23 protein-coding genes are annotated in these 22,117 nt (G+C 65.4%); 16 read left to right on the top strand and 7 right to left on the bottom strand.

The features are described 5' to 3' along the window. A partial coding sequence (locus tag CCS01_RS36140) for a transposase (protein ID WP_408887493.1) occupies window positions 1-138 on the bottom strand: 138 nt, incomplete at its 3' end. Window positions 139-326: 188 nt separating this feature from the next. On the opposite strand from CCS01_RS36140, the gene CCS01_RS15830 reads away from it, so the two are divergent. Further along, entirely contained in the window at window positions 327-1,250 is a 924-nt protein-coding gene (locus CCS01_RS15830) for a dihydrodipicolinate synthase family protein (RefSeq protein WP_204848304.1), read from the top strand. Window positions 1,251-1,277: 27 nt separating this feature from the next. Here CCS01_RS15830 and CCS01_RS33755 read toward each other — a convergent pair whose 3' ends face one another. The 3 genes from CCS01_RS33755 to CCS01_RS15815 form a co-directional block, all read right to left on the bottom strand. Further along, window positions 1,278-1,442, bottom strand: a complete 165-nt coding sequence (locus tag CCS01_RS33755) for a hypothetical protein (protein ID WP_158258419.1) — start codon at window positions 1,440-1,442, stop codon at window positions 1,278-1,280. A gap of 110 nt (window positions 1,443-1,552) precedes the next feature. Continuing rightward, window positions 1,553-2,194: a right-handed parallel beta-helix repeat-containing protein gene (locus tag CCS01_RS15820; protein WP_104519759.1), complete on the bottom strand. Its 642-nt coding sequence runs from the start codon at window positions 2,192-2,194 to the stop codon at window positions 1,553-1,555. Beyond that, complete coding sequence (locus CCS01_RS15815) at window positions 2,152-2,715, bottom strand: right-handed parallel beta-helix repeat-containing protein (RefSeq protein WP_104519758.1); 564 nt, start codon at window positions 2,713-2,715, stop codon at window positions 2,152-2,154. Before CCS01_RS15815 ends, CCS01_RS15820 begins: the two co-directional genes overlap by 43 nt. 293 nt (window positions 2,716-3,008) lie before the next feature. On the opposite strand from CCS01_RS15815, the gene CCS01_RS15810 reads away from it, so the two are divergent. From CCS01_RS15810 to CCS01_RS15780, 7 genes are all read left to right on the top strand, one after another. Further along, window positions 3,009-4,505 (top strand): hypothetical protein, encoded by a 1,497-nt coding sequence (locus CCS01_RS15810; protein WP_146101790.1) that lies wholly within the window; start codon window positions 3,009-3,011, stop codon window positions 4,503-4,505. Further along, window positions 4,506-6,443, top strand: a complete 1,938-nt coding sequence (locus tag CCS01_RS15805; RefSeq protein WP_104519756.1) for a tetratricopeptide repeat protein — start codon at window positions 4,506-4,508, stop codon at window positions 6,441-6,443. A 69-nt stretch (window positions 6,444-6,512) separates the two neighbouring features. Continuing rightward, the gene (locus CCS01_RS15800; protein ID WP_104519755.1) at window positions 6,513-8,477 is read left to right on the top strand and encodes an FUSC family protein; all 1,965 of its coding nucleotides are present in this window, start codon (window positions 6,513-6,515) and stop codon (window positions 8,475-8,477) included. Further along, on the top strand, window positions 8,474-8,686 hold the full coding sequence (locus CCS01_RS15795) for a DUF1656 domain-containing protein (protein WP_104519754.1): 213 nt from the start codon (window positions 8,474-8,476) through the stop codon (window positions 8,684-8,686). The genes CCS01_RS15800 and CCS01_RS15795 overlap by 4 nt, the downstream gene beginning before the upstream one ends. Then, window positions 8,683-9,558, top strand: a complete 876-nt coding sequence (locus tag CCS01_RS15790) for an efflux RND transporter periplasmic adaptor subunit (protein ID WP_104519753.1) — start codon at window positions 8,683-8,685, stop codon at window positions 9,556-9,558. Before CCS01_RS15795 ends, CCS01_RS15790 begins: the two co-directional genes overlap by 4 nt. Window positions 9,559-9,602: 44 nt before the next feature. Next, the gene (hemC, locus tag CCS01_RS15785) at window positions 9,603-10,550 is read left to right on the top strand and encodes a hydroxymethylbilane synthase (protein ID WP_239992188.1); all 948 of its coding nucleotides are present in this window, start codon (window positions 9,603-9,605) and stop codon (window positions 10,548-10,550) included. Window positions 10,551-10,604: 54 nt separating this feature from the next. Beyond that, complete coding sequence (locus CCS01_RS15780) at window positions 10,605-10,880, top strand: hypothetical protein (RefSeq protein WP_204848303.1); 276 nt, start codon at window positions 10,605-10,607, stop codon at window positions 10,878-10,880. A gap of 60 nt (window positions 10,881-10,940) precedes the next feature. On the opposite strand, the gene CCS01_RS15775 is transcribed toward CCS01_RS15780, so the two are convergent. After that, window positions 10,941-12,104 (bottom strand): hypothetical protein, encoded by a 1,164-nt coding sequence (locus CCS01_RS15775; protein ID WP_104519751.1) that lies wholly within the window; start codon window positions 12,102-12,104, stop codon window positions 10,941-10,943. Between the two features lie 339 nt (window positions 12,105-12,443). Beyond that, window positions 12,444-13,106, bottom strand: a complete 663-nt coding sequence (locus CCS01_RS15770; RefSeq protein WP_193540139.1) for a protein-tyrosine phosphatase family protein — start codon at window positions 13,104-13,106, stop codon at window positions 12,444-12,446. Window positions 13,107-13,198: 92 nt separating this feature from the next. Here CCS01_RS15770 and CCS01_RS15765 point away from each other — a divergent pair, with 92 nt between their 5' ends. The 8 genes from CCS01_RS15765 to CCS01_RS15730 all read left to right on the top strand — a co-directional run bounded on the left by CCS01_RS15765 (window position 13,199) and on the right by CCS01_RS15730 (window position 21,611). Further along, on the top strand, window positions 13,199-13,681 hold the full coding sequence (locus CCS01_RS15765) for a hypothetical protein (protein ID WP_104519749.1): 483 nt from the start codon (window positions 13,199-13,201) through the stop codon (window positions 13,679-13,681). 176 nt (window positions 13,682-13,857) lie between these two features. After that, the gene (locus CCS01_RS15760; protein WP_104519748.1) at window positions 13,858-15,333 is read left to right on the top strand and encodes a UbiA family prenyltransferase; all 1,476 of its coding nucleotides are present in this window, start codon (window positions 13,858-13,860) and stop codon (window positions 15,331-15,333) included. Between the two features lie 18 nt (window positions 15,334-15,351). Then, entirely contained in the window at window positions 15,352-15,726 is a 375-nt protein-coding gene (locus tag CCS01_RS15755; protein ID WP_104519747.1) for a DMT family transporter, read from the top strand. Between the two features lie 103 nt (window positions 15,727-15,829). After that, entirely contained in the window at window positions 15,830-17,098 is a 1,269-nt protein-coding gene (locus CCS01_RS15750) for a DUF6080 domain-containing protein (RefSeq protein WP_146101789.1), read from the top strand. A gap of 69 nt (window positions 17,099-17,167) precedes the next feature. Continuing rightward, window positions 17,168-18,673 carry a lipopolysaccharide biosynthesis protein gene (locus tag CCS01_RS15745; protein WP_104519745.1) on the top strand — a complete coding sequence of 502 codons (1,506 nt, stop codon included), beginning with the start codon at window positions 17,168-17,170 and terminating at the stop codon, window positions 18,671-18,673. Then, window positions 18,674-19,663: a Stf0 family sulfotransferase gene (locus CCS01_RS15740; RefSeq protein WP_104519744.1), complete on the top strand. Its 990-nt coding sequence runs from the start codon at window positions 18,674-18,676 to the stop codon at window positions 19,661-19,663. Further along, window positions 19,660-20,637 carry a glycosyltransferase family 2 protein gene (locus CCS01_RS15735; protein WP_104519743.1) on the top strand — a complete coding sequence of 326 codons (978 nt, stop codon included), beginning with the start codon at window positions 19,660-19,662 and terminating at the stop codon, window positions 20,635-20,637. Before CCS01_RS15740 ends, CCS01_RS15735 begins: the two co-directional genes overlap by 4 nt. An 80-nt stretch (window positions 20,638-20,717) precedes the next feature. Then, a complete protein-coding gene (locus tag CCS01_RS15730; protein WP_104519742.1) occupies window positions 20,718-21,611 on the top strand; it encodes an FkbM family methyltransferase in 894 nt (297 codons plus the stop codon). A gap of 9 nt (window positions 21,612-21,620) precedes the next feature. On the opposite strand, the gene CCS01_RS15725 is transcribed toward CCS01_RS15730, so the two are convergent. Then, window positions 21,621-21,902 (bottom strand): glycosyltransferase, encoded by a 282-nt coding sequence (locus tag CCS01_RS15725; RefSeq protein WP_275112927.1) that lies wholly within the window; start codon window positions 21,900-21,902, stop codon window positions 21,621-21,623. Between the last annotated feature and the right edge of the window lie 215 nt (window positions 21,903-22,117).

Below are 22,117 nucleotides of genomic sequence, written 5' to 3'. Positions count from 1 at the left end.
CCGCTGTCCTTCATCATGGCCGTTGCGGATGACCACGGCACTGTCGCAGTCAGGGCAGCGCACGCCATCCGGCCAACGATGCTGACGCACAAGCTCATAGCACTTGGCCTCGTCCAGCAGGCCAGACAGGTTGACCATGTCGGATACCGCCATGCCTACGTAGCCTCCAAAACAACCAGATCACGTCTTCATCCGATCAGATCAGAGACCTGGCTTCGGCGCTACCCCATCCCGAGCCACCCCCCCGGAACCCAATAAGAGCCTTGAACAATAGTTCGCCCAGGCATCAAGTGCCTGCACCGCCAACCAAGGGAGACCCTATGTCCATGCCGTCCCAATCGCCGATGCGCGGCGTTTTTCCCGTTGTGCCCACGATTTTCACCGAAACCGGCGAACTCGATCCGGACGGGCAGCGCCGGGCGCTGGACTTCATGATCGATGCCGGGTCGGAAGGGCTGTGCATCCTGGCGAACTTCTCGGAACAGTTCGCGCTGGCCGACGAGGAACGTGATCGGGTCATCGACCTCGCTCTGCATCATGTGGCGGGCCGCGTCCCGGTGATCGTGACGACCACGCACTTCAGCAGCCGGGTCTGCGCCGAGCGCAGCCGTCGGGCCGCGGCCGCGGGCGCCGCGATGGTGATGGTCATGCCGCCGTACCACGGCGCGACCATCCGTGTGCCGGAGCCGGGCATCTTCGCATTCTTCCAGGCCGTATCGGATGCGATCGACATCCCGATCATGATCCAGGACGCGCCGGTCGCCGGCACGCCGCTGCCGGCGCCGTTCCTCGCCCGCATGGCGACGGAGATCGAGCATGTCAGCTACTTCAAGATCGAGGTGCCGCAGGCGGCCGCCAAGCTGCGGGAGCTGATCACGCAGGGCGGCCCGGCTGTCGTCGGGCCATGGGACGGCGAGGAGGCGATCACGCTGTTCGCCGATTTGGAGGCCGGCGCCACCGGTGCGATGACTGGTGGTGGCTATCCCGACGGCATCCGGCAGATCACCGACCCCTGGTTCGCCGGAAACCGGGACGAGGCGTTCGCGGCCTATTGCCGCTGGCTGCCTCTGATCAACCACGAGAACCGGCAATGCGGCCTGGCCGCCGCCAAGGCGCTGATGCAGGCCGGCGGCGTGATCGCGTCCGACGCGCTGCGCCACCCGATCCCGCCTCTGCATCCGGCAGCCAGGGCCGGGTTGCTGGCGATCGCGCACCGGCTGGATGCCCTGGTGCTGCGCTGGGGGCGGTGAGTTCCGGTCGCCGTCGGCGCGGGTGGCTCAATTCGCCGGGCAGGGGCGCCGCCGCGCCATGGCGAACAGCGCCATCCGGACGCCGTCGGCCAGGCTGCCTGCCAGCGGCCCACCCACGGCGAGGCGCCCGGTTGCGACAAGCGCCAGGCAGGCGTCCAGGAACGACAGCTTCTCGAGAACGCTCACCGGCATCAGCGGCCCGCCGGCATTCCCGCATGCAGCGCGGCGTGGCGGCTGGTCGCCGTTTCCGGCCTGGCTCCTGCGGCGGCCCGGTTCCACCCGGACGCGGTAAGCTTTGGTCCCTATGCCGCTTTGCAACGCAACGATCGGCGGGACCGCCGAAGGCGCAACCGCCGCTGGTGCATCACCACCGTGGCCAGCAAGCTGATCAGCATAAGGGTGTAGGCGGGCGGCTCGGGAGCCGCCAGGGGCGTAACGGGCGAACTTGTGTCGAGCGCAGGCGCCGAAACCAGCGGCTGCATCTGGTTGCCGGACGCCGTCAGACTGGCGGTCGATACCTTGACGACCCCCAGGTTGGACAGGCCGAACAACTGGTTCGCCGATACCGTCGTGGCACACCACGTGTACATAAGTGTCGGGTTGCCCAGGTGCGTGCCGTCGTTGATCACCGTGTTGCCGGTGAAGGTCAGTTGGCTTCCGGCGTAGGCGCCCTCGGCACCGCAATCGACCACGGCATCCTGAACCGAATTGGCGCCTTTCTGGATGACGTTGTTCTGGACCAGCGCGCTGCCGCCGTTCGACAGGTCGATCGCGTAGCTGGTGACCGAACTGTTGTCCTGGATCCGGTTGCCGGTGATGATCGTCGTCTGGGCGCGCGACTTGACCTCATTCCCCTGGTCGAGCACGTCGTGGACGTAGCTGTTCGTCAGCGTGAACTTTGTCACGGCACCGACGTAGATGTTGTGGTCGAAGCCGGCGCGCACGGTCGCTGCCTGGGCGCTGCCTCGTTGCTGGCCCCGTTGTGGTCGATTTCGGAGTTGGTGATCGTGACTGTCTCGTTGGGATTGACCGCCGGGTTGGTGGCGCCGACCAGAACGCCGTCCTCATTGTTGTGGATATGGCTGTTGGCGATGACCAGTGCGCCGTTCCCGCTTTCGAACAGCACGCCCGCGCCGTTGGCGCCGCCGATGCTCGGCGGGTTGAAGGCGTCGTCGACGGCCCCGGAGATATCCAGGCCGATCAGCGTGAGATTGACGTTCTGGTTGACCGGGACGTCGATCACGGCGCGGTGGTTGGTGGACGTGGAGGACAGATCGTTGAGCCACGGATTCGTCAGATAGGCCATGCCGCCGACGGCTTCGATCGTCAGGCTGTGGGTGATGGAGGGGAAGTTCTCGGTATACGACCCTGGCGAGAGCACGATCACGTCATTCGCGGACGAGAGGCTGATCGCATCGGATAGCGTGTTGTAGAAAATACCACTGGTTGAATCGAACACGCTCATGACGGGCTTCTCCAAGGAAGTTGCAGCCGCCTTGCAGGATCGGAACGTCTTGCCTGTCGCGCGGGCGGTGGGCAAGACCCGGCGTGGCTTGGCGCTGCACGGCGCGGCGGTCGCAGCCGGGTTGCAACCGGACCGTTAGTCTCGCCATGCAGTGGTCTGCCCTTCGCGACTGGACGTTTGCGATCAAGCCCTTCGTCGCGGCCATGCTCGACCGCACCCACCCCTACTGCGCTGACGCTTGCCTGGCGCCGCCGTGATCGTCACCGGCAGGCTGGCCCGAACGCTGCTACGCCATGGCCGCGGCGCCATCGGCGACACCAATCGGCGAATATTCTGCAACAAATATGATAGACAGGCCGGAGATCGGCCACTTAAATCGCCAATGTGGTTGCGATATCCACATAAGGTGCGTGTTCATGGCACTCGATTCATCCGACCGGCGCTTTCTGAGACAGATCTACGGCAATCTCACCGACAAGCCGCTGCAGCCTGGTAGCGCTTTCTACGAGCCGGTTTACAAGATTCTTGGCCTGGACGACCCGGTACAGCAGATATCGACGCTGATCGACTTCGACGGCGTGCAAAGCATCCGCCTGTTTTCCGGCTTCCGTGGCTCCGGCAAGACGACGGAACTGCTGCGCCTGAAGTGCGAGTTGGAGGGCCAGGGCTATTTTGTCCTGTATGCTGACGCCCTGACCTACGTGAACGCCGCCGAACCGATAGACATCACCGACCTGCTGATGGTCCTCGCGGGGGCCTTCAGCGATGCCCTGGAAGAGTGTCTGGGTGCCGACAATTCCCGCGAAACCTATTGGGATCGCTTGTGGGCGTTCCTGCACCGGGAGGTCACGCTCAAGGACGCCGGCGTCAAACTCGAGTACCAGACGCCGCTGAAGGAAATTCTCGGCGGCCTGAAAGGCGGCCTCGACCTGAAATTCGAGCTGAAATCCGCCACCACGTTCCGCGAGAACCTGCGGCCTGTCCTGATCAACAAGCTGAAGGAACTGAAGACCAGCGTCGACAGGTTCTTCGAGGACGGGATCAGGCTGATCCGTGCTGCGCAGGGCGAGGATACGCGGGTCGTCTTCATCTTCGACCAGCTTGAGCAGCTTCAGGGCACTCTTCAGTCTGAGCAGGACGTGATCCGCAGCGTCGAGCGGATCTTTGCCACGCACCTGGACCTGCTGAAGATTCCGCGCATCCACTCGGTCTTCACCGTGCCGCCCTGGCTGAAATTCGTGCTGCCCAACACCGTGCCGATCACCCTGCTCTGCACGGTCCATCTGTGGGAGAACGATGAGGCCCGGTCCCACAATGAACCGGCCTGGGCGGTATTCCGGTCCCTGATCGAGCGCCGCATCGGCAAGGAAGGCCTGGAGCGGCTGTTCGGGCCACAACCTGGCCAGCAGGACCTGATCGACCGGACGATCGCCGTCTGCGGCGGCCATTTCCGTGACCTGCTGCGCCTGCTGCGCGACGTGACTGCGCGCGCGGCTGCGGCGAACCTGCCTGTGGCACCGTCGCTGGTCATCGAGGCGATCAACGCGGCCCGGCGTGACTTCCTGCCGATCGCCCGGGATGATGCGAAGTGGCTGGCAGACATCGCGCGCGTGCGCGCCACCGCGCTGCCAAGCACCGAAGCCGCGCCGGTCAACCGCTTGGCACGGTTCCTGAACAGTCATTTTGTCTTGTACTTCGTCAACGGCAAGGAGTGGTACGATATCCATCCCCTGATCCGGGAGGAGGTGATGGACGTTGTGCAGGCCGCGGCATCGGCTGCGGAGGACTAGATGGCCGCGCGCCAGGACGACGGCAATCCGCTCGCCCGACGCTACGGTGCGACGGCCGCGAAGGAATGGCAGCGCGTCATCGCGCACTTCATGCTGGGTGAAGGTTTTGCCCTCATTGTCCTGATCGTGCCGGACGGGGACGGGGCGAGACTGTGCCGTAAGGAACTGGAAGCCATCCTGCGGAGCGAGCAGCAGCGCCTTTGGCCCTTGCCCATTGCGGCGCCGCCTGACCTTCCGCGGGTGGTGTCATCGCTGCCAAACCAGCCGCCCGGGCCGGATGTCGGTGCCGTGTGGGTCGAGGCGGTCGTTCCATCCGGCAGCCGTGACTTTCAGCAATGGGATCGGGCATGGCGAAGCGCGCTGGAAGGGCTTAACCAGCAGCGCAACCCGCTGCGGGACCTGTTCCACTGTCCGGTGCTGATCGTCGGCGCTCCCTGGATCGTGCCGATGTTCCGGGAAGTCGCCCCTGATCTCTGGTCAGTCCGTTCCCAGGTCGTGCGGATCGAACCGGACCGTGACTCCCTGCCGCAGCGGCTCGAGACAGCCAGGCAGATGGAAAAACTTGGCGACAAGGTGGGCCGCATTGATGCGCCCGATCCGGACTTTGCATTCACAGAAGCCCAACGGCCACTGTTCATACCGGATGGGATTGGCGACCGCGTCTCGCTGCTGGTTCGTGCTGGCCTGGGAATGCTCGAGCAGCGTCGCTTTGATGAAGCTGAAACAGCCTTGCGGGAAGCCCTAGACTTGGCTGCTGGTTTGGAAGATCCGCTTCTGCACGGTCTGGCTTTGCACGCATTCGGCTGCCTACTGCTGGACCAGGGGCGTGCATCGAAGGCCGAGACGCTGTTCCGTCAGGCGCTGGCCTTGCTGGAAGAATGCGGTGATACCGCGACGTCGCGTGGCGTCACCGCGGACATGCTGGGCCGATCGCTGCTGGACCAGGGGCGTGCGCTGGAGGCCGAGGCGTTTTTCCGTCAGGCATTGGCATTGGAGGAGGAAGGCGGCGCCCCGGCGACGTCGCGTGGCATTACCGAGGACATGCTAGGCCGATCGCTGAGACACCAGGGGCGTGCGGCAGAGGCTGAGGCGTTTTTCCGTCAGGCATTGGCATCGAAGGAACAAGCCAGCGCCTCGGCGACGTCGCGTGGCGTCACCGCGGACATGCTGGGCCGATCGCTGCTGGACCAGGGGCGTGCGCTGGAGGCCGAGGCGTTTTTCCGTCAGGCATTGGCATTGGAGGAGGAAGGCGGCGCCCCGGCGACGTCGCGTGGCATTACCGCGGACATGTTGGGCCGATCGCTGCTGGACCAGGGGCGTGCGCTGGAGGCCGAGGCGTTTTTCCGTCAGGCATTGGCATTGGAGGAGGAAGGCGGCGCCCCGGCGACGTCGCGTGGCCTTACCGCGGACGTGCTGGGCCGATCACTGCTGAGCCAGGGGCGTGCGTCGGAGGCCGAGCCGCTGTTCCGCCAAGCGCTAGCGGCAGCGGAGGAGGGCGGTGCCCCGGCGACATCGCGCGCCATCACCGAGGACATGCTAGGGCGCTCGCTGCTGGACCAGGGGCGTGCGTCGGAGGCCGAGGCGCTGTTCCGGCAGGCGCTGGCATTGAAGGAAGAAGGCAGCGACACGGCGACGTCGCGTGGCATCACCGCGGACAATCTCGGCCGCTCGCTGCTGGACCAGGGGCGTGCGTCGGAGGCCGAGGCACTATTCCGCCAGGCACTGGCATTGAAGGAAGAAGGCGGCGCCTCAGCGACGTCGCGTGGCATCACCGCGGACAATCTCGGCCGCTCGCTGCTGGTGCAGGGGCATATGGCGGAGGCCGAGGCGCTGTTCCGGCAGGCGCTGGCATTAGCCTCTGAAGCAAATGCTCCGGCCGATGCGATCGATCGCATACGTCGCGATCTGGCGTGCGCAACCAATCGTGCCGCTGAATGACGCCATCAGTTCGCCATGTCCGCCGATCCACGGCCGCAACCGGCCCGGCCCCGGACGGTTAGTCTCGCCATGCAATGGCCCGCCCTCCGCGACTGGACGTTCGCGATCAAGACCTTCGTCGCGGCCATGCTCGCGCTCTACATCGCCTTCTCGCTCGGGCTGGAGCGGCCATACTGGGCGATGGCCTCGGCCTATATCGCCGCCCAGCCGCTGTCCGGGGCGACGCGCTCCAAGGCGGTCTTCCGCCTGTTCGGCACGGTCATCGGCGCCGCCGCCGCCGTCGCCCTGGTGCCGCCGCTGGTCGATACGCCGGAGCTGTTGTCGCTCGCCCTGGCGCTGTGGGTCGCCGGCTGCCTGTACGTGGCGCTGCTCGACCGCACCCCGCGCAGCTACGTCGCCATGCTGGCCGGCTACACCGCGGCGATTATCGGCTTCCCCTCGGTCAACGCGCCCGGCGCCATCTTCGAAACCGCACTCGTCCGGGTGGAGGAAATCGCCATCGGCGTCACCATCGCCAGCCTGGTGGCCGGCGTCGTTTTCCCCCGCCGCGTCGGCTATGTCCTGGTGGTCCGCATCAACGCCTGGCTGAGCAACGCCCGCGCCTGGAGTCGCGACGCGCTGGCGGGGCAGGGGGACCCACGGCAGAGCGCCCGCCGCCTCGCCGCCGACGCGGTCGAAATCAACCTGCTCGCCAGCCACCTGTCGTATGAGGAGACCAGCCGCGAGACCCGGCATTTCGACCTGCTGCGCGCGCGCATGATCATGCTGCTGCCGATCCTGTCCTCGATCACCGACCGGGTGGTGGCGCTGAGCGGACGGATGCCCGAGGCGGTCGCCCGCCTCGTCGCCGATGTTTCCGCCTGGGTGCAGCAGCCGTCGCAGCCGGCCGAGGCGCTGCTCACCCGCATTCACGTTCAGGAGGCCGGGCTCAGCCAGCGGACCGACTGGACAGCGCTGGTGCTGACCGGCCTGCTGATGCGGCTGCGTGAGCTGGTGCAGGCCCTGCACGACTGCACGGCGCTGCATCGCGCGATCGACAGCGGCGTCATCGCCGAGCCCGCGTTGCTGTTCGCCCCGGAGGCGACGGCCGCCAGCGCCTGGCACCGCGATCCCGGCATGGCGCTGCTCTCGGCGGTGGCCTGTTTGGTGGCGATCCTGCTGGCTTGCACGGCCTGGATCGCCACCGCCTGGCAGCAGGGCTACGTCGCCGCCGAACTGGTCGCCGTCGCGTGCAGCTTCTTCGCCGCACAGGATGATCCGGTGCCGGCGATCATGAATTTCCTCGTCTGGTCCGTGGTTGGGGTCGTCGTTAACGGCGTGCTGCTGTTCGGCGTGCTGCCCGGCGCCTCGGGCTTCCCGACGCTGGTGCTGGCGCTGGCGCCGCCGTTCATCCTGGGCGGCGTCATGGTGTCGATGCCGGCGACCTCCAACAGCGGCCGCGCCTTCACCGCCAACGGCGCCACCCTGCTGGCGTTGCAGGACGCCTATCGGGCGAACCTGCCGACCTTCGTCAACAGCGCGCTGGCGTTCATCCTGGCCTTGGCACTTGCCGCCATTGTCACCCGCCTGATCCGTTCCGTCGGCGCCGGGGTGAGCGCCACCCGGCTGCTGCGGGTGATCTGGCAGGAACTGGCGGTGGCGGCCGAGCGGCGCGGCGGGCAGGATCGCGCGCGCTATGCCGGCCTGATGCTCGACCGCCTGGGCCTGATCGGCCCGCGCCTGGCCGAAACCGAGGAGGAGGTGCCGGCCAACGCGCTGGCCGATATCCGCGTCGGCCTGAACATCATCGACCTGCGCCGCGCCAGGCACGGCGTGAGCGCGGCGGTGCGGGCACGGATCGACGCCCTGCTGGATGCCCTGGCTGCGGCGTATCGCGCACGTCCGCGCCGGCGCGACGATGCGGTCGTGCTGACCCGGGTGGACGACGCCCTGGCCGCGGTGGCCGCGGCCGGGCCGCAACCCGGGCGGTCCGACGCCTTGCTCGGCCTGGTCGGCGTCCGCCTCGGCCTGTTCCCCGACGCGGCAGGGCCATGAGGAGTGAACTTGTCCTGTTCGGCGTGTTCATACCCGGCCTGTTGGGCTGTCTGGTGGGCGCGGTGCTGGTGAACGCCGTCCTGCGGCGAGCCCTGGCGCGTGCCGGCCTGTACCGCTTCGTCTGGCACCGGGCCTTGTTCGACCTGGCGCTGTTCGTCATGGTGCTGGGCGCGATTGTCTGGGTCTCAGCCAGGGCGGGGTGGCAATGAGGCGCTGGTCGGCACTTCCGATCCGAATTGCCGTCACCCTGGTGGCGGTGGCGATTGCCGGGCTGATTGGCTGGCGCCTGTGGGTGTACTACGAACTGTCGCCCTGGACCCGCGATGCCCGCATCAGCGCCGACATCGTCGGCGTGACCCCGGATGTGTCCGAGTTGGTCAGCGAGATCCTGGTCAGGGACAACCAGACGGTGAAACGCGGCGACGTCCTGTTCGTCATCGACCAGGCCCGCTTCAAGCTCGCGCTGCGGCATGCCGAGGGGGTTGTGGCCGCCCGCAAGGCGACGCTGGATCGCGCCGAGCAGGATCTCGTCCGCTACGAGTCGCTGGCGGCAGGCGCGATCAGCCGGCAGGTGGTGGACGAGGCGCGCACCACCCAGGCCGGCGCCCAGGCCGGCTACGACCAGGCGCTCGCGGACCGGGACCTGGCACAACTGAACCTGGACCGCACGCGGGTGATTGCCTCGGTGAACGGCATCATCACCAACTTCGACCTGCGGCCGGGCGACTATGTCACCGCCGGGCACCCGGTCACGGCGCTGGTCGATACCGACACGCTGCGGATCGATGCCTATTTCGAGGAGACGCGGCTGTCCGGCATCCATCCCGGCGACCGGGTCGAAATCCGCCTGATGGGCGTGCCCGAGCGCCTGTACGGGCATGTGGAGAGCATTTCCGGCGGCATTGCCGATCGCTCGCGGCAGCAGACGGGCCATCTGCTGGCCAACGTCAATCCGACCTTCGACTGGGTGCGGCTGGCGCAGCGCATCCCGGTGCGGATCAAGTTCGATAATGTACCGGCCGGTATCCGGCTGATCCCGGGCCGTACGGCAACAGTCACGGTGATCGGGTCAGGGTCGTAAGACACGCTCTTCCGTTTCGCGGCCGGGATGCTATGAACCGCGCCATGAACGCTCCCGCACCCACGCCATTGCGTGCCGGTACCCGCGGCTCTCCGCTGGCGCTGGTGCAAACCCGTACCTTCAACCGCCTTCTGGCCGCCGTTCCCGGTGCGCCGCCGTCGGTGGAGACCATCATCAGCGTCACCGGCGACGCCGTGCTCGACCGGCCGTTGGCCGAAATCGGCGGCAAGGGCCTGTTCGCCAAGGAAATCCACGAGGCGCTGCTGGACGGCCGGATCGACCTCGCCGTGCACAGCCTGAAGGACCTGGAGACCGAGCTGCCGCCCGGCATCGTCCTGGCCTGCGTGCTGAAGCGGGAGGATCCGCGCGACTGCCTGATGCTGGGCAAGGGCTGCAATCCCGCCGACGACGCCGATCCGCTGGCCTGCCTGCCGCAGGGCGCGCTGGTCGGCACGTCGTCCGTCCGCCGCCAGGCACAGCTGCTGCATGCCCGCCCCGACCTGCGGGTCACGAATTTCCGTGGCAACGTCCAGACCCGGCTGCGCAAGCTGAGCGAGGGTGAGTGCCATGCCAGCCTGCTGGCGCTGGCCGGGCTGAACCGGCTGGAGATGGATATCCCCGCCAAGCTGGTGCTGGACCCCGACGTGATGGTGCCGTCGGCCGCGCAGGGCATCGTCGGCGTCACGGCGCGTGCGTCCGATACGGCGCTGCTGGAACTGCTGGCGAAGATGGACGACGCCGAGGCGCGCGTCGCCGCCACGGCCGAGCGCAGCCTGCTGGGCGAGCTGGACGGGTCCTGCCGCACCCCCATCGGCGGCCATGCGCAGCGTCTGCCGGACGGCAACATCGTGCTGACGGGGCTGGTTGCCCGCGCCGACGGTACGTTCCTGCTGAAGCGGTCGATCACCGGGCCGGCGACCGGTGCCGCGCTGATTGGCAAGGAATTGGGCGACAGCCTGCGCGGCGATTCGCCCGCCGATCTGTTCGCATAGAGCGGGGCGGGAACTGGCTGGGTCCGCTGGCGTTTCATTCCGAGGAACCTCGGAGTGAACGACATGCGGACACTGGCTGTTGCGGCGACCCTTGCTTTGGCTTTTGCGGTTGGACTGGCTGGGCCGGCTGAAGCCAAAGGTTGCCTCTCGGGCGCCGCTGTCGGCGGTCTTGCCGGACATATGGCGCACCATGGCGTGCTGGGTGCCGTGGGCGGCTGCGCCGTCGGCCACCATATGGCGTCGAAGCATGAGAAGCAGGCGGCTGCCCAGGCGCAGGGGAATGGAGCGCAGGGGAATGGAGCGCAGGGGAATGAGGCGCAGCGGAACTGATGGGCCGTCGTCCATCGGGCGACCGGTCGGCTTTGGGGCGGTGGCCTGGCTGCGGGATCGTTATGGGGCGTGCGGCAGATAGCCGCGCGCCCGGCCGACAGCGGCATAGTGGTGGGCAAAATCGGCATAGTCGCCCTGCGCCACCTCATAGCCGGCCAAGGGATAGGTGTTGGCATACCAAAACGGGTCGAAGCGCAACGGCGAACGGCGTTCCGTGAAGCCGTGATGAATGTAGTGGACTCGCCCGATTTCCCGGCCGTATCTCATGGCCACGGCGCCGACATCCTGGTTTTCGGACAGGTAGAACGCTTCGTCAAAGCAACTCAGCATACAATTGACGGTTCGCGGAAAGCGCGGGGCTTCCATCATCTGCCGCCGCAGCAGTTCGTGCGGCACCAGGCGCCAATACGGCGCGATCCGGCGATGCAGCGCGGCATGCTGCTCCAGCTCGACGGCATAGTTGATCGGGAACAGGAAGAGCCTGAAGCGCTCATCGCCGAACGGGATCAGATCCACCTCGGGATATTGCATTGGGCTCAGGAGGCCATTGACGGCCATGTAGGCGTTCCGGACTTCGGACGACAGCCAGGTTGCGAGCCATGCATAGGTCGATACCGGTACGACGACATTGTGCGATTGCCGGATCGTCTCGAAATCCACCAAAGGATCTGACTGTGGCTCCCGGTAGATCGCGCCGGGAAAGGCGGCCCTGATGCGGTTCGTGTAGAGGTTCGGTGCCGTCTGGCCGATGAAGACGGGCATGAGTCCGGTCATCTCGGCAATGTCACGGTAGAATTCGACCGGGGTCAGAGTGTAATTGCGGTTGTGGCCGTCCAGTATGTCTTCGGCTCGTATCGGGCAGACCAGGTATTCGGCGCCAAAGCCCATGGCTCGGCCAAACGGCGATCTGAAGATGCCGGCGTAAACTTCGCGCGGCAGAAAGTTCTCCATCCGCTGCCCGAACCCCGACCATTGGACACCGCTTATGGCACCGGACTTCATCCGATCGGCCAGCGCCGGAAGATCGATGCGCTGCTCACGTGTCTCCATCGCAACCGGCCCGGGCGGGTCGATGGACGGGTGGTGGATGCCCCATTCCGGGATGCGGATGCCGGCGATGCGGCACTCGGGGACGAAATGCCGGAACTTTAGCGCAACCATATATTGGATCATCAGGTTCGCCAGGCGTCCCATCGGGTTCAGGTGAAAGACCGGCGCGATCATTCGTGTGCAATCCCTGACGAAAGTGCCTTGCTGATGGGTTGCGCTGGCGGGCTCCCCGCGCGCTGTCCAGGAATAGGCCGTCCAGTCGCCAGTCGGCAACCACCGCTGGCATCAGGGCTGACGCCGCCGATCGAGAGTGGCCCGTCCCGCTCTGGCGCCGGTGGCGCCAGTCCCGCTGCATGGGGAAACGCCTGGCCACGGGCACGGCCTTGCGCCGGCAGGTGCTTTACCCGTGGCCGGTCACGACCACACGGTGACGAGCGGGCTGCGTCATTCTGCCCCGACGCGGGACCCCGACGCGGGCGCGGACCGGGTGGCCTTCCGAGCCCACCCGCACCGCTACTCGTGCGCCAGCACCCAGTCGTTGATGAAGCTGGCCAGGCCGTTGGCATGGAACTGCCGGCGCAGCGCAGCCTCGTCGTAATCCTCCCGCACCCAGTCCAGGAACGGCTTGCGGCCCTCGGCCTCGCGCTGGAACTGCAGGAAGAACGCATCCAGGATGCCCGTTCGGGACTGGCGGATATGGCCGAAGCGCAGCGACAGGTGGCGCATCGCCTCGGCGGCGGTGCCGCCGTTGAACAGCACCATCAGTCCTGCCGCCAGCCCCGCCCGGTCGGCTCCTGACTTGCAGTGCATGATCGCCGGGGTTGGCATCGACCGGTAGATTTCATGCAGCCGCAGGATGCGGTCCCGCTGCGGCGCGCCGCGGCTCTCGAATGACATGTCGTGGAAGGCGAGGCCAAGTTCCCGCGCCGCCTCCCGCGACAGCGCGTCCGAGCCGCTCTGGGTCTTGCCGCGCAGGTTGATCAGGGTGCGCAGCCCGAGGCGCCGGGTCATCCGGCGGAGCCGCGCCGGGGTGGGGTGGTTGCAGCGATAGATCCGGCCCGGGATGACGGGCGCCAGGTTGCTCCAGACCAGGCGGAACACGGCATGGTCGATGAACAGGGAGTCGATCCAGGCCACAAGACGGCCCTTGGCGGTCGTGAGATCGCCGTTGAAGATGGAATTCATGCGGTCGGGTCGGGCCTTCGGAAAATCGTCGCATATGCACATGGCTCGGTGCGAGGATCAATGGAAGCCTCTATAGCATCCGCATGACCGATATCGTCCTCGCCCGCGCCCTGCACGTCCTGGCTGTTGTTTTGTGGATCGGCGGGGTGGGCATGGTCACCACCGTGCTGCTGCCGGCGATCCGGCACGGCTATCCGCCGGCAGAGCGCTTCGGCTTGTTCCACGACCTGGAGCAGCGGTTCGCCCGCCAGGCGCGCTTCACCACGGCGCTGGCGGGGCTCAGCGGGCTTTATATGGTGTGGCGGCTGGATGCGTGGGGCCGGTTCGAGACGGCCAACTTCTGGTGGATGCATGCGATGGTGATTACGTGGGCGATTTTCACGGTCATGCTGTTCGTGGCCGAGCCGCTGTTCCTTGACCGCATCCTCGCGCGCCGTGCGGCGGCCGCGCCGGAGGCGACTTACCGGGTGGTGGAGTGGCTGCATCGGGGATTGCTGGTGCTCAGCCTGGTGACGGTTGCCGGGGCGGTGGCGGGGAGTCTTGGGGTTAATCTGTTCGCTTGGTGAGGGTGGGGCTGGGTGGTGCCGGCGCTGCGCGGCCGGGGTGGTGTGTCCCATTGTTGCCAAGACATTCGTGAGCTTTCGTCTGGGTTTGGTTGTAAAATGGTTATAATTATATTTTTGTCGTGACGAGCCGCCGGCGCGGCACTACAACCCGCCCGCCAGCTCCAGATCACGAGATCATGTCGGAAGAAACGTTAAGCACGCTCACACATCCACGCTGCACCGCGCCGGTAACTGCGGCAGCGGTTCCGCTTTGCGTCGATCTCGATGGCACGCTGGTGCTGACGGACACGCTGGTGGAAGGTATGCTCGCGCTCGTCACTCACCGCAAGCTGTGGTGGTGCCTTGCCGGGCTGTCGTCTGGACGGGCGATGTTCAAGCAGCGCGTAGCGGAGGCGGCGGCGCTCGACGTCAGCCTGTTGCCGTTGAACCAGGACTTGCTGGCCTATCTCCATACGCAGAAGGCGGCCGGCCGGACCCTGGTTCTGGCCACCGCCGCCGACAGTGCCGTGGCCCACGCCGTTGCCGATCATCTTGGGCTGTTTGACGAAGTGATCGCCTCCGACGGGCACGACAACCTGAAAGGGGCGGCCAAGGCCGCCGCCCTGGTGCGGCGCTTCGGCGAGCGGGGCTTTGCCTATGCCGGCGACAGCCCCAGCGATGTCGCGATATGGCAGAAGGCGCAGCGAGCCATCCTCGTGAACACCGGCTCACGCCTGAGCGCCCAGTTGCGCGACAAGCTCCCGATCGAGGCAGAGTTCGGCAGCCAAGCCGATCGGCTGCGGCCTTTGCTGCAGGCGATGCGGCCGCACCAATGGGTCAAGAACCTGCTGGTGTTCGTGCCCATCTTCACGGCGCATGCCCTCACCGAGTGGGCGGCCTGGTCCGGTGCTCTGCTGATGTTCGTCGCCTTCTGCGCCACGGCCTCAGGCATCTATCTCGGCAACGACCTGATGGACCTGGCGGCCGATCGCCGGCACCCGCGCAAGCGCCTGCGGCCGTTCGCCCGTGGCGCGCTGCCACCGCAACAGGGGGTGGCATACGCCGCCTTGCTAGTCTGCCTTGGCGCCATCGCCGGCTGGCTCGCCGGCAGCCCGCCCATCATCCTGATCTACGCCGCGCTCTCGATGACCTACTCGCTGCACCTCAAGCAGCAGCCGCTGGCAGACGTCTTCACCCTGGCCGCACTCTATACGATCCGGCTGGTGGGGGGCGGGGAGGCATCCGGCCATGCGCTGTCGCTCTGGCTGCTGGCGTTCTCGACCTTCCTGTTCCTCAGCCTTGCCCTGATGAAGCGGGTGCAGGAACTGCTGGCACTGCGTGTGAGCCGGATCGCGCGGCGCGGCTACATGACGGGCGACGAAGCGATCCTGCAGATGTTCGGCTGCGCCTCGGCGTTTGCCGCCAGCGTGGTGTTGGCGCTGTTCGTCCAGAGTGAGACGGCGATGCGGCAATACCGCTCGCCCGCCCTGCTTTGGGCGATCGTGCCGGTGGTGCTGTTCTGGCAGTGCCGGCTGTGGCTGTCGACTGCCCGCGGCTACATGCGCGACGATCCGATTCTTTATGCCGCCCGCGACTGGGTGTCGTGGCTGGTGGCGGGCCTCAGCGCGGTGCTGCTGGTCGCCGCGCAGTCGATCACCCTGACCGGCCTGTAGGAAAGGCGAAAGACTGGCATGAGAAGCGGCACGCTGGCCCTGATCCTGCTTAGCGTCACGTTGTCCGCCTGCGCGCAGGTGCTGTTCAAGCTGGGCGTCTCCGGCGTAATGGCGCGGGGGGCCGAGGCCAGCACCTCAATGCTCGCCCGGATGCTTGCGTTCCTGCTGAGTCCCGGGGTGATCGGCGGGCTGACATTGTACGGGATTGGCACCGTACTTTGGCTGGGTGTGCTGTCGCGCACCGAGTTGTCGCAAGCTTATCCGTTCGTTGGCCTGGGATTCATCCTAACCGCGCTGTTTGGCTACCTGTTCTTCCAGGACACACTGAACGGCACCCGTATCATTGGCACGCTGCTGGTGACGGCAGGGATCGTTCTGGTGGCCCGCAGCTGATGCGTGCTGTCCCACGCATTCTTGGGGTCGTGCCGTTATGATCGAGATGATCACCAGGCTGCCGTTTCCGGGCAACTCTGTCTTTCGTGCTCGATCCAGCGGAGTGCTGCAGCGGCTGGATGCGCTGCTGGCGGTGGCTCTGTACCTGGCCGCCTTTGCTTTGTATGCGCCGTTTGGCCTGCGGCTCGCGCAGGGCCGTTACCTCGACTACTACAACCTGGCCTTCGACTTCGATCCCTACCGCACCCTGCGGACGCTGGCTCTGTCGCCGCCCGACGCGCAGGGTTTCAAGCATCCGCTGATCCTGCTGCTGCGCGCGCCGGCCTGGCTGCTGGTGCAGTCGGGCGTCGCCCCCAAGTCCGCCGCAGTGCTGGAGATGGTGGCATTTGGCAGCGGCACGGTAGTGCTGTGCTTCCTGTTCCTGCGCCTGGCCGCGGCGGCGCGCGCCGAAGCACTGGCACTGACCGCGCTGTTCGCCCTGACCAGCACACAGATCCTCACCTCGTTGATCACCGAGAGCTACGGGTTTTCCGGCTTCGCCATCACCCTGGTCTGGCTGATCGCGATGGTACGGCTTCGCGACCCGAACCGGCTGAGCGGCCTGCGCGTGCTGGCCGCAGTGATGGCCCTGGGCGTGACCGTCACCAATGCAGTGCAGCCGATGCTGGCAGAGCTGCTGGTGGCGTGGCGGCAGCGCGGGCTGGCGCGGGCAATTCGTCAGGTGATCCGGTTCGGGATGGTGGTCGGCGCCATCGCGGCGCTGCTGGGGGTTGCGATCTGGTTCCGGGAACTCTGGGCCGCGGTGCATCACCCGGTGCTGGCCCTGAAGGAGATCTGGTGGCAGCAGACCAAGGGGCCGCGCACCGACATCCTGGCGGAGCTGAAAGCCTTCTTCGGCTTCTCATTCGTCGCCCCGCATTACAGCTGGCTGATGCTGCCGGAGGGGACGAACATGCGGGATTTCCGGCAATCGGCCTTCGCCCTGCCGGGCAGCATCGCCGCCCCGGCTTGGCTGGCGTTCTGGATGGTGGGCACGGTGGCCGGACTGCGGCACCACCGCTATCGCTGGATTGCGCTGGGGTTGCTGGCGGCGACGGCGTTCAACCTGCTGTTCCACACGCACTTCCAGTTCCGCGGTAGTCTGTTCATTTACGCCGCCCATTTGCACTTCACGATCTTTGCCCTGGGGGCTGGACTAGCGCCCTGGCTGGCCGGGCAATCCCGACGGCTGCGCGGCGCCTATGTCTGTGTGGTGCTGGCCCTGGCGGCGCTGATAGGAGCCAACAATCTGCCGATCGCGGCCCAGTTTGTCAGTGGGTTCGACCAGGTGGATACGCCCTGCCCGGCGCCCTGTGCGGATGGATTGGGATAATATGAGGCACCGTACGCCTGCTATGCAAGTCGCTGTCGCCGGCCAGGGTCGCCCCGGGAAGGCGTGGCAATGAGTGAACAGCGGCTGCACGTCGGCCGTAGCCTGCTGTCCGGCGGCCTCTGGATGGCAGCGCTGCGCTGGACGATGCGTGGCATCGGCTTGGTCAACACGCTTATCCTGGCCCGCCTGCTGATGCCGAGCGACTTCGGCCTTGTGGCGATGGCAGCAACGGTGGTCGGGCTGGTCGAGGTACTAGGCTGGGCCGGCCAGTGGGAGGCGCTGATCCGGCACCCGGATCCGACGCGGGAACACTATGATTCGGTGTGGACCTTGTCGCTCATGATCGCCGCAAGCCTGACGCTGATCCTGTGGGGGATGGCCGAACCGGCGTCCTGGTATTTCCATGAGCCACGTGTGGCTTGGCTGATACGAATCCTGGCACTGCGCACACTGATCGGCGGCTTTAGCAATGTCGGTGTCGTGACGTTCCGCCGTAACCTGCGCTTCGACCAGGAGTTCACCTATCAGCTGTTGCAGCGCCTGTTCGCGGCGCTGGTCACCGTTGGGTTTGCCGTCTGGTTGCGGGATTGGCGTGCGCTCGCTGCCGGCATCCTGGCTGGGCGCATCCTGGGCGTTGCACTCAGCTATGTGATGCATCCGTACCGGCCGCGGCCATGCGTGCGCCGAATTCCAGAGGTGCTGGGGTTCTCGACCCGGATGCTCGGCATCAGTGTCTCCCAGTATGTCAACGATCGTGCGGATGAACTGGCGGTTGGGAGCCTGGGCAACCCAGGCGCGATGGGTGCCTACAACATAGCGGCTGACACGGCCACGGCACCGATTGCCGAAACCGTATTGCCGGTGACGCAAGCCTTGTTTCCGGTATTCGCACGAATCCGGGACGATCCCGCGGCGATGCGCACAGCCTATCTGGATGTGCTCAGTGCGACCTGTATCCTGTCGGTGGCGTTCGGCGGCGGGATGGCCTTGGTAGCCGATGATTTCGTCCACGTGGTGCTTGGCCCTCAATGGCTGATGACCGTGCCGTTGATGCGCGTGCTGGCGATCGCTGGTGGGCTGTATGCCATCATGCAGAATGGCATTCCGATCCTGACCGCCACCGGCCACGAACGGCTGGCCGTGCGGCTGACCGCGACGCGTGCGGTGTCGATGGTGCTTGCCGTGGCTGCCGCCGCCCTATCCGACAACGCCATGACCATCGCCTGTGCCCGCGTTGCCGTGACGCTGGCATTCATTCCTGGAATCTTCCTGACCCTGGCACGGGTGCTGCCGATCACATTGGGCGATATGATGGCGCGTATCTGGCGGCCGATGATGGCAGGCCTGGTCATGGCCGTCTGCGTGCTGACGGTGCATGCCGCGGCTCCGGACGAGCCCGCTCTGCGATTGGGCATCGATATGGTCATCGGAGCGACGGCTTACGTCACCGCAACTTTTGGTCTTTGGGGATTGATCGGCTTCCCCAGCGGCCTGGAAGCTGCCGCCGTGAACTGGCTACGCGCCCGGGTGGCCTTGGGAGGCGTGAGAATCAGCCAGCATAACACGCCAAAATAATTGCTGACCATTACCGAATTTGTTATGGAAGCACGACATGTCAGGGAAGACCTGCGGATCGCACCTGGTCGGCTGCTTTGGAAACCGATGCGTTACACAGAAAAACAAATGACCAGCGAGCTTCTCGATCAGCCGCCGTTCACCGGCGCGCCGAAGAAGCTATTCATCTGCTCCACGCCTCGCAGCGGCAGCTATATGCTGTGCCGCTACATGATCAACGCCGGCCTCGGCGTGCCGCACGAGTACTTCAACCCAATCATCATGCGGGAGATGGCGCCGCGATTGGGCCTGGGTGACGCCATCCGAGGGCTGCAATGGCAACGCCGTACCTGGCGGGATCAGCTGCCCTTCGGCAATCCGGCACGGACTGCGGAAGAAGCATTCCTGCAGCGGTATCTCGCGGCGCTGGTTCCTCTGCGGTGCCAAGCCGGCATCTTCGCCGCGAAGGTCCATCATGAGCATCTCGTCAAGGTCCTGGAGAATCCCACCGGACGAGCGCTGCTCGATGGCGGCGTGTTCATCTATCTGTACCGGGAGGATCTTCTGAAGCAGGCGGTTTCAGCCCAGTTCGCCCATTTGACCGGGCGGTGGGGCGTGGACGACGCGGTAACGACGACCCCTTCACAGAAGCCGGATTTCTTCAACATCAAATTGCTCGACAACCTGCTGATAGGCATTGCCGAACAGGACCGCGCCTGGCGCGTGTTCCTAAGCCGCAACTGCCCAACCAGGCTGACAATCTCTTATGAGCAGCTGTGCGAGGATCCGAATCGTTTCCTTGGCCGCATCGCACGGCATGTCGGCATCAATCCCGCATCGCTGCGTCGCAACCATGGCGAGTCGAGGCACTTCTGGCCTACCGATTCCGGCCTGCCCGGCAAGCATGACGTCGCGCGGCATTATGTTCATACGGTTCGCACCTTTCGCGAGGCGAAGCCTGTCACCGATGTTCCCCTCCATGCCATGCCCTTTGAACGAGTCGCCCGATGACGACAGCCGAGGTCAGCCCGGTCTTTTCGGTTATCATACCGACACGGGATCGTTCCGGTCTTTTCACTACTGCCTTGCGCTCGGTGCTGGATCAGACGTTCCAGAACCTTGAGATCCTGGTAGTGGACGACGGCTCCTCCGAAGCCCATATGTCCCGATACCAGGAGCTGCTGCACACGATCCCCGTGCCGCACCGGCTGCTGAGATTGGTTCCGACACCACGCGGGCATGGGCCCGCTTATGCCGCGAATTTTGGGGTGGACCATGCCCAGGGCAAATATTTCTGTTTCCTTGATGACGATGACCAATGGGTTGACATCCAGCATCTCGACCGGGTCGCCAACGTTCTTGAGCACAGCACAGAACAGATCGACCTGATCCTGGCCAACCAGAGGGGATTCCGGAACGGGATGGCTGTTGACTATCCAATCTGGCTCGAGGATTTCGTTGATCGGCTGTCCGGCACGCCGGACGATACCGGGGCCTATGCCGTCACCGCAGCGGAGCTGCTGGGCTGCCGGTCTTTCTGTCATTTGAACACAACTATCATCAGCCAGCGCCTTTATGTGGAACTGGGCGGCTTCGACGAGGGTCTGCGGTATGAGCAGGATCGGGACTTCTACTTGCGGGCGATCGACCGCGCCCAATTGATTAGATTTTTGCCCAATATCGTTTCCCGCCACAACATTCCCGATCCGGCCTTCGCAGCAAACGTCTCCACCACAGAATCGGAACTGTCGAAACGGCTGTATCAACTACGTGTGTTGGATAAGGCGATACTATTCTCTACTCGGCCAGAGGTGCGACGCTATGCGATGCAGCACCGTCTCTATGTGCTGGAACACATCGTCCGGGAGGCAGGGCGCGCCGGCCAATCGGAGACCGCGCATTACTATGGGCGTGAAGTGCTGGCCATGAAGATGGCGATGACCTGGAACAAGCTCTTCCAGCGCGGATCGGCCTGTAGAATTTGAGTCCCATACCCGATTCAACGCTCCGTATCCCAGCCAGAGCTAGATAAAAGACGTCTCGAAGCCTGTCGTACCGGGTGGTCATGATGATTTTCACACACGCGCTGCGGCTTGGTGTCGTTCGTTTTCCTCGCGGCAGTTTGCTGCGGAACGCGTGCATTGGAGTGATCAAGGCAACCCAGGGAAAGTGCCGACTGCCGCCGCGCCTGGCCGAAGTCCGGCCTCTGGATCGGCCTGCCCTGTCGTTCGAAGCCACCGATTCCATGGTCATGGATGCCATCTATTGGTTTGGCGTCCAAGGCTATGAAGGCCGGATGGCAGACGTCTGGGAAAGTCTCTGTTCCCAGGCCCGCAATGTTGTGGAAGTCGGCGCCAATGTCGGCTTGTTCACCGTGCTGGGGGGAAAGGCCACTTCCGGTTCCTATCTTGCTCTCGAGCCGGTCCCGGGCGTTGCCGACATTCTGCGACGCAACCTGGCGCGGAACGGGTTGTCTGACAAAGTGGAAGTCTACCAGAGTGCAGCGATTCCCGATGCGACACAAAGTACGGTGGCGTTGAACATTCCCAACGAGGGCCGGGATTCCCCGGTGGGATCGCATCTCGTCGTTGGCAGCGAGGTCACTGGCCGCAGCAGCTTGCAAGTCATCCATGTCGCCGGTTTGCCGTTTCGGCAACTCGTCCGGAACGCAAACCTCATCAAAGTGGACGCGGAAGGACTGGAGGCCCAGCTGTTCGAGTCGGCCCGTAGCGAGATCGCCGGCAACACCCCCACCATCGTGGCAGAAGTCCTGCCGGAGAGCACCCGGCTGGCGTCGCTGCTGCGCGAGTTGGCGATCACGCATGGCTATACGATCAACATCATCCCCGCCTATGGCACAAACCGCATCGACGTGGTCGAACCGCAGCGGTTCGATTCCAAAACACCGCTGATGTCCAATTCCAAGGATGTCGTGCTGTCCCGATTGCGCCTGACCTGACGGCGCCGTTCAGGCAGGCTGGTTGCTTTCCCCCGCCACCGTCCTTATCGCCGCTGCCATCCGTCGAGTGAAGGCCGCCATCGACAACTCCTGCTCGACGAAGCCCCTCGCGGCGGTGCCGAGGCGTTCAGCCTCAGCCGGATTGTCGAGGACGCGCCGGATCGCCGCCTGGAAGGCCGCCGGATCGTGCGGCGGAACCAGCAGCCCGGTTTCGCTATGCCGCACGTAATCGGTCGTGGTACCGGTGATCGAGCAGATCACCGGCTTGGCCATCGCCATGCCTTCAAACAGCGAGGTTATCCGGCTCCTCGCTATTTCGGATGGGTGGCCCGCACGCAGAGGTTGAGTGTCTGGGAGCGCTTGTCGGCCAAGCGCTGGCTAGCCACGAAGCCGAATTTGGTTTGACGGCATCTGGCGCAGACGGGGGTTTGCGCATAACGCGCTGTCTGGCATGGCTTGGGAACGAACCGACCGGAGCCATCATCCATGCGCGATACCGACCTGTT

It is taken from the genome of Rhodopila globiformis (assembly GCF_002937115.1).
GTDB lineage: Bacteria > Pseudomonadota > Alphaproteobacteria > Acetobacterales > Acetobacteraceae > Rhodopila > Rhodopila globiformis.
The sequence above is the reverse complement of the archived record's forward strand: the minus strand, read 5'-3'. Positions and strand labels throughout refer to the sequence as shown.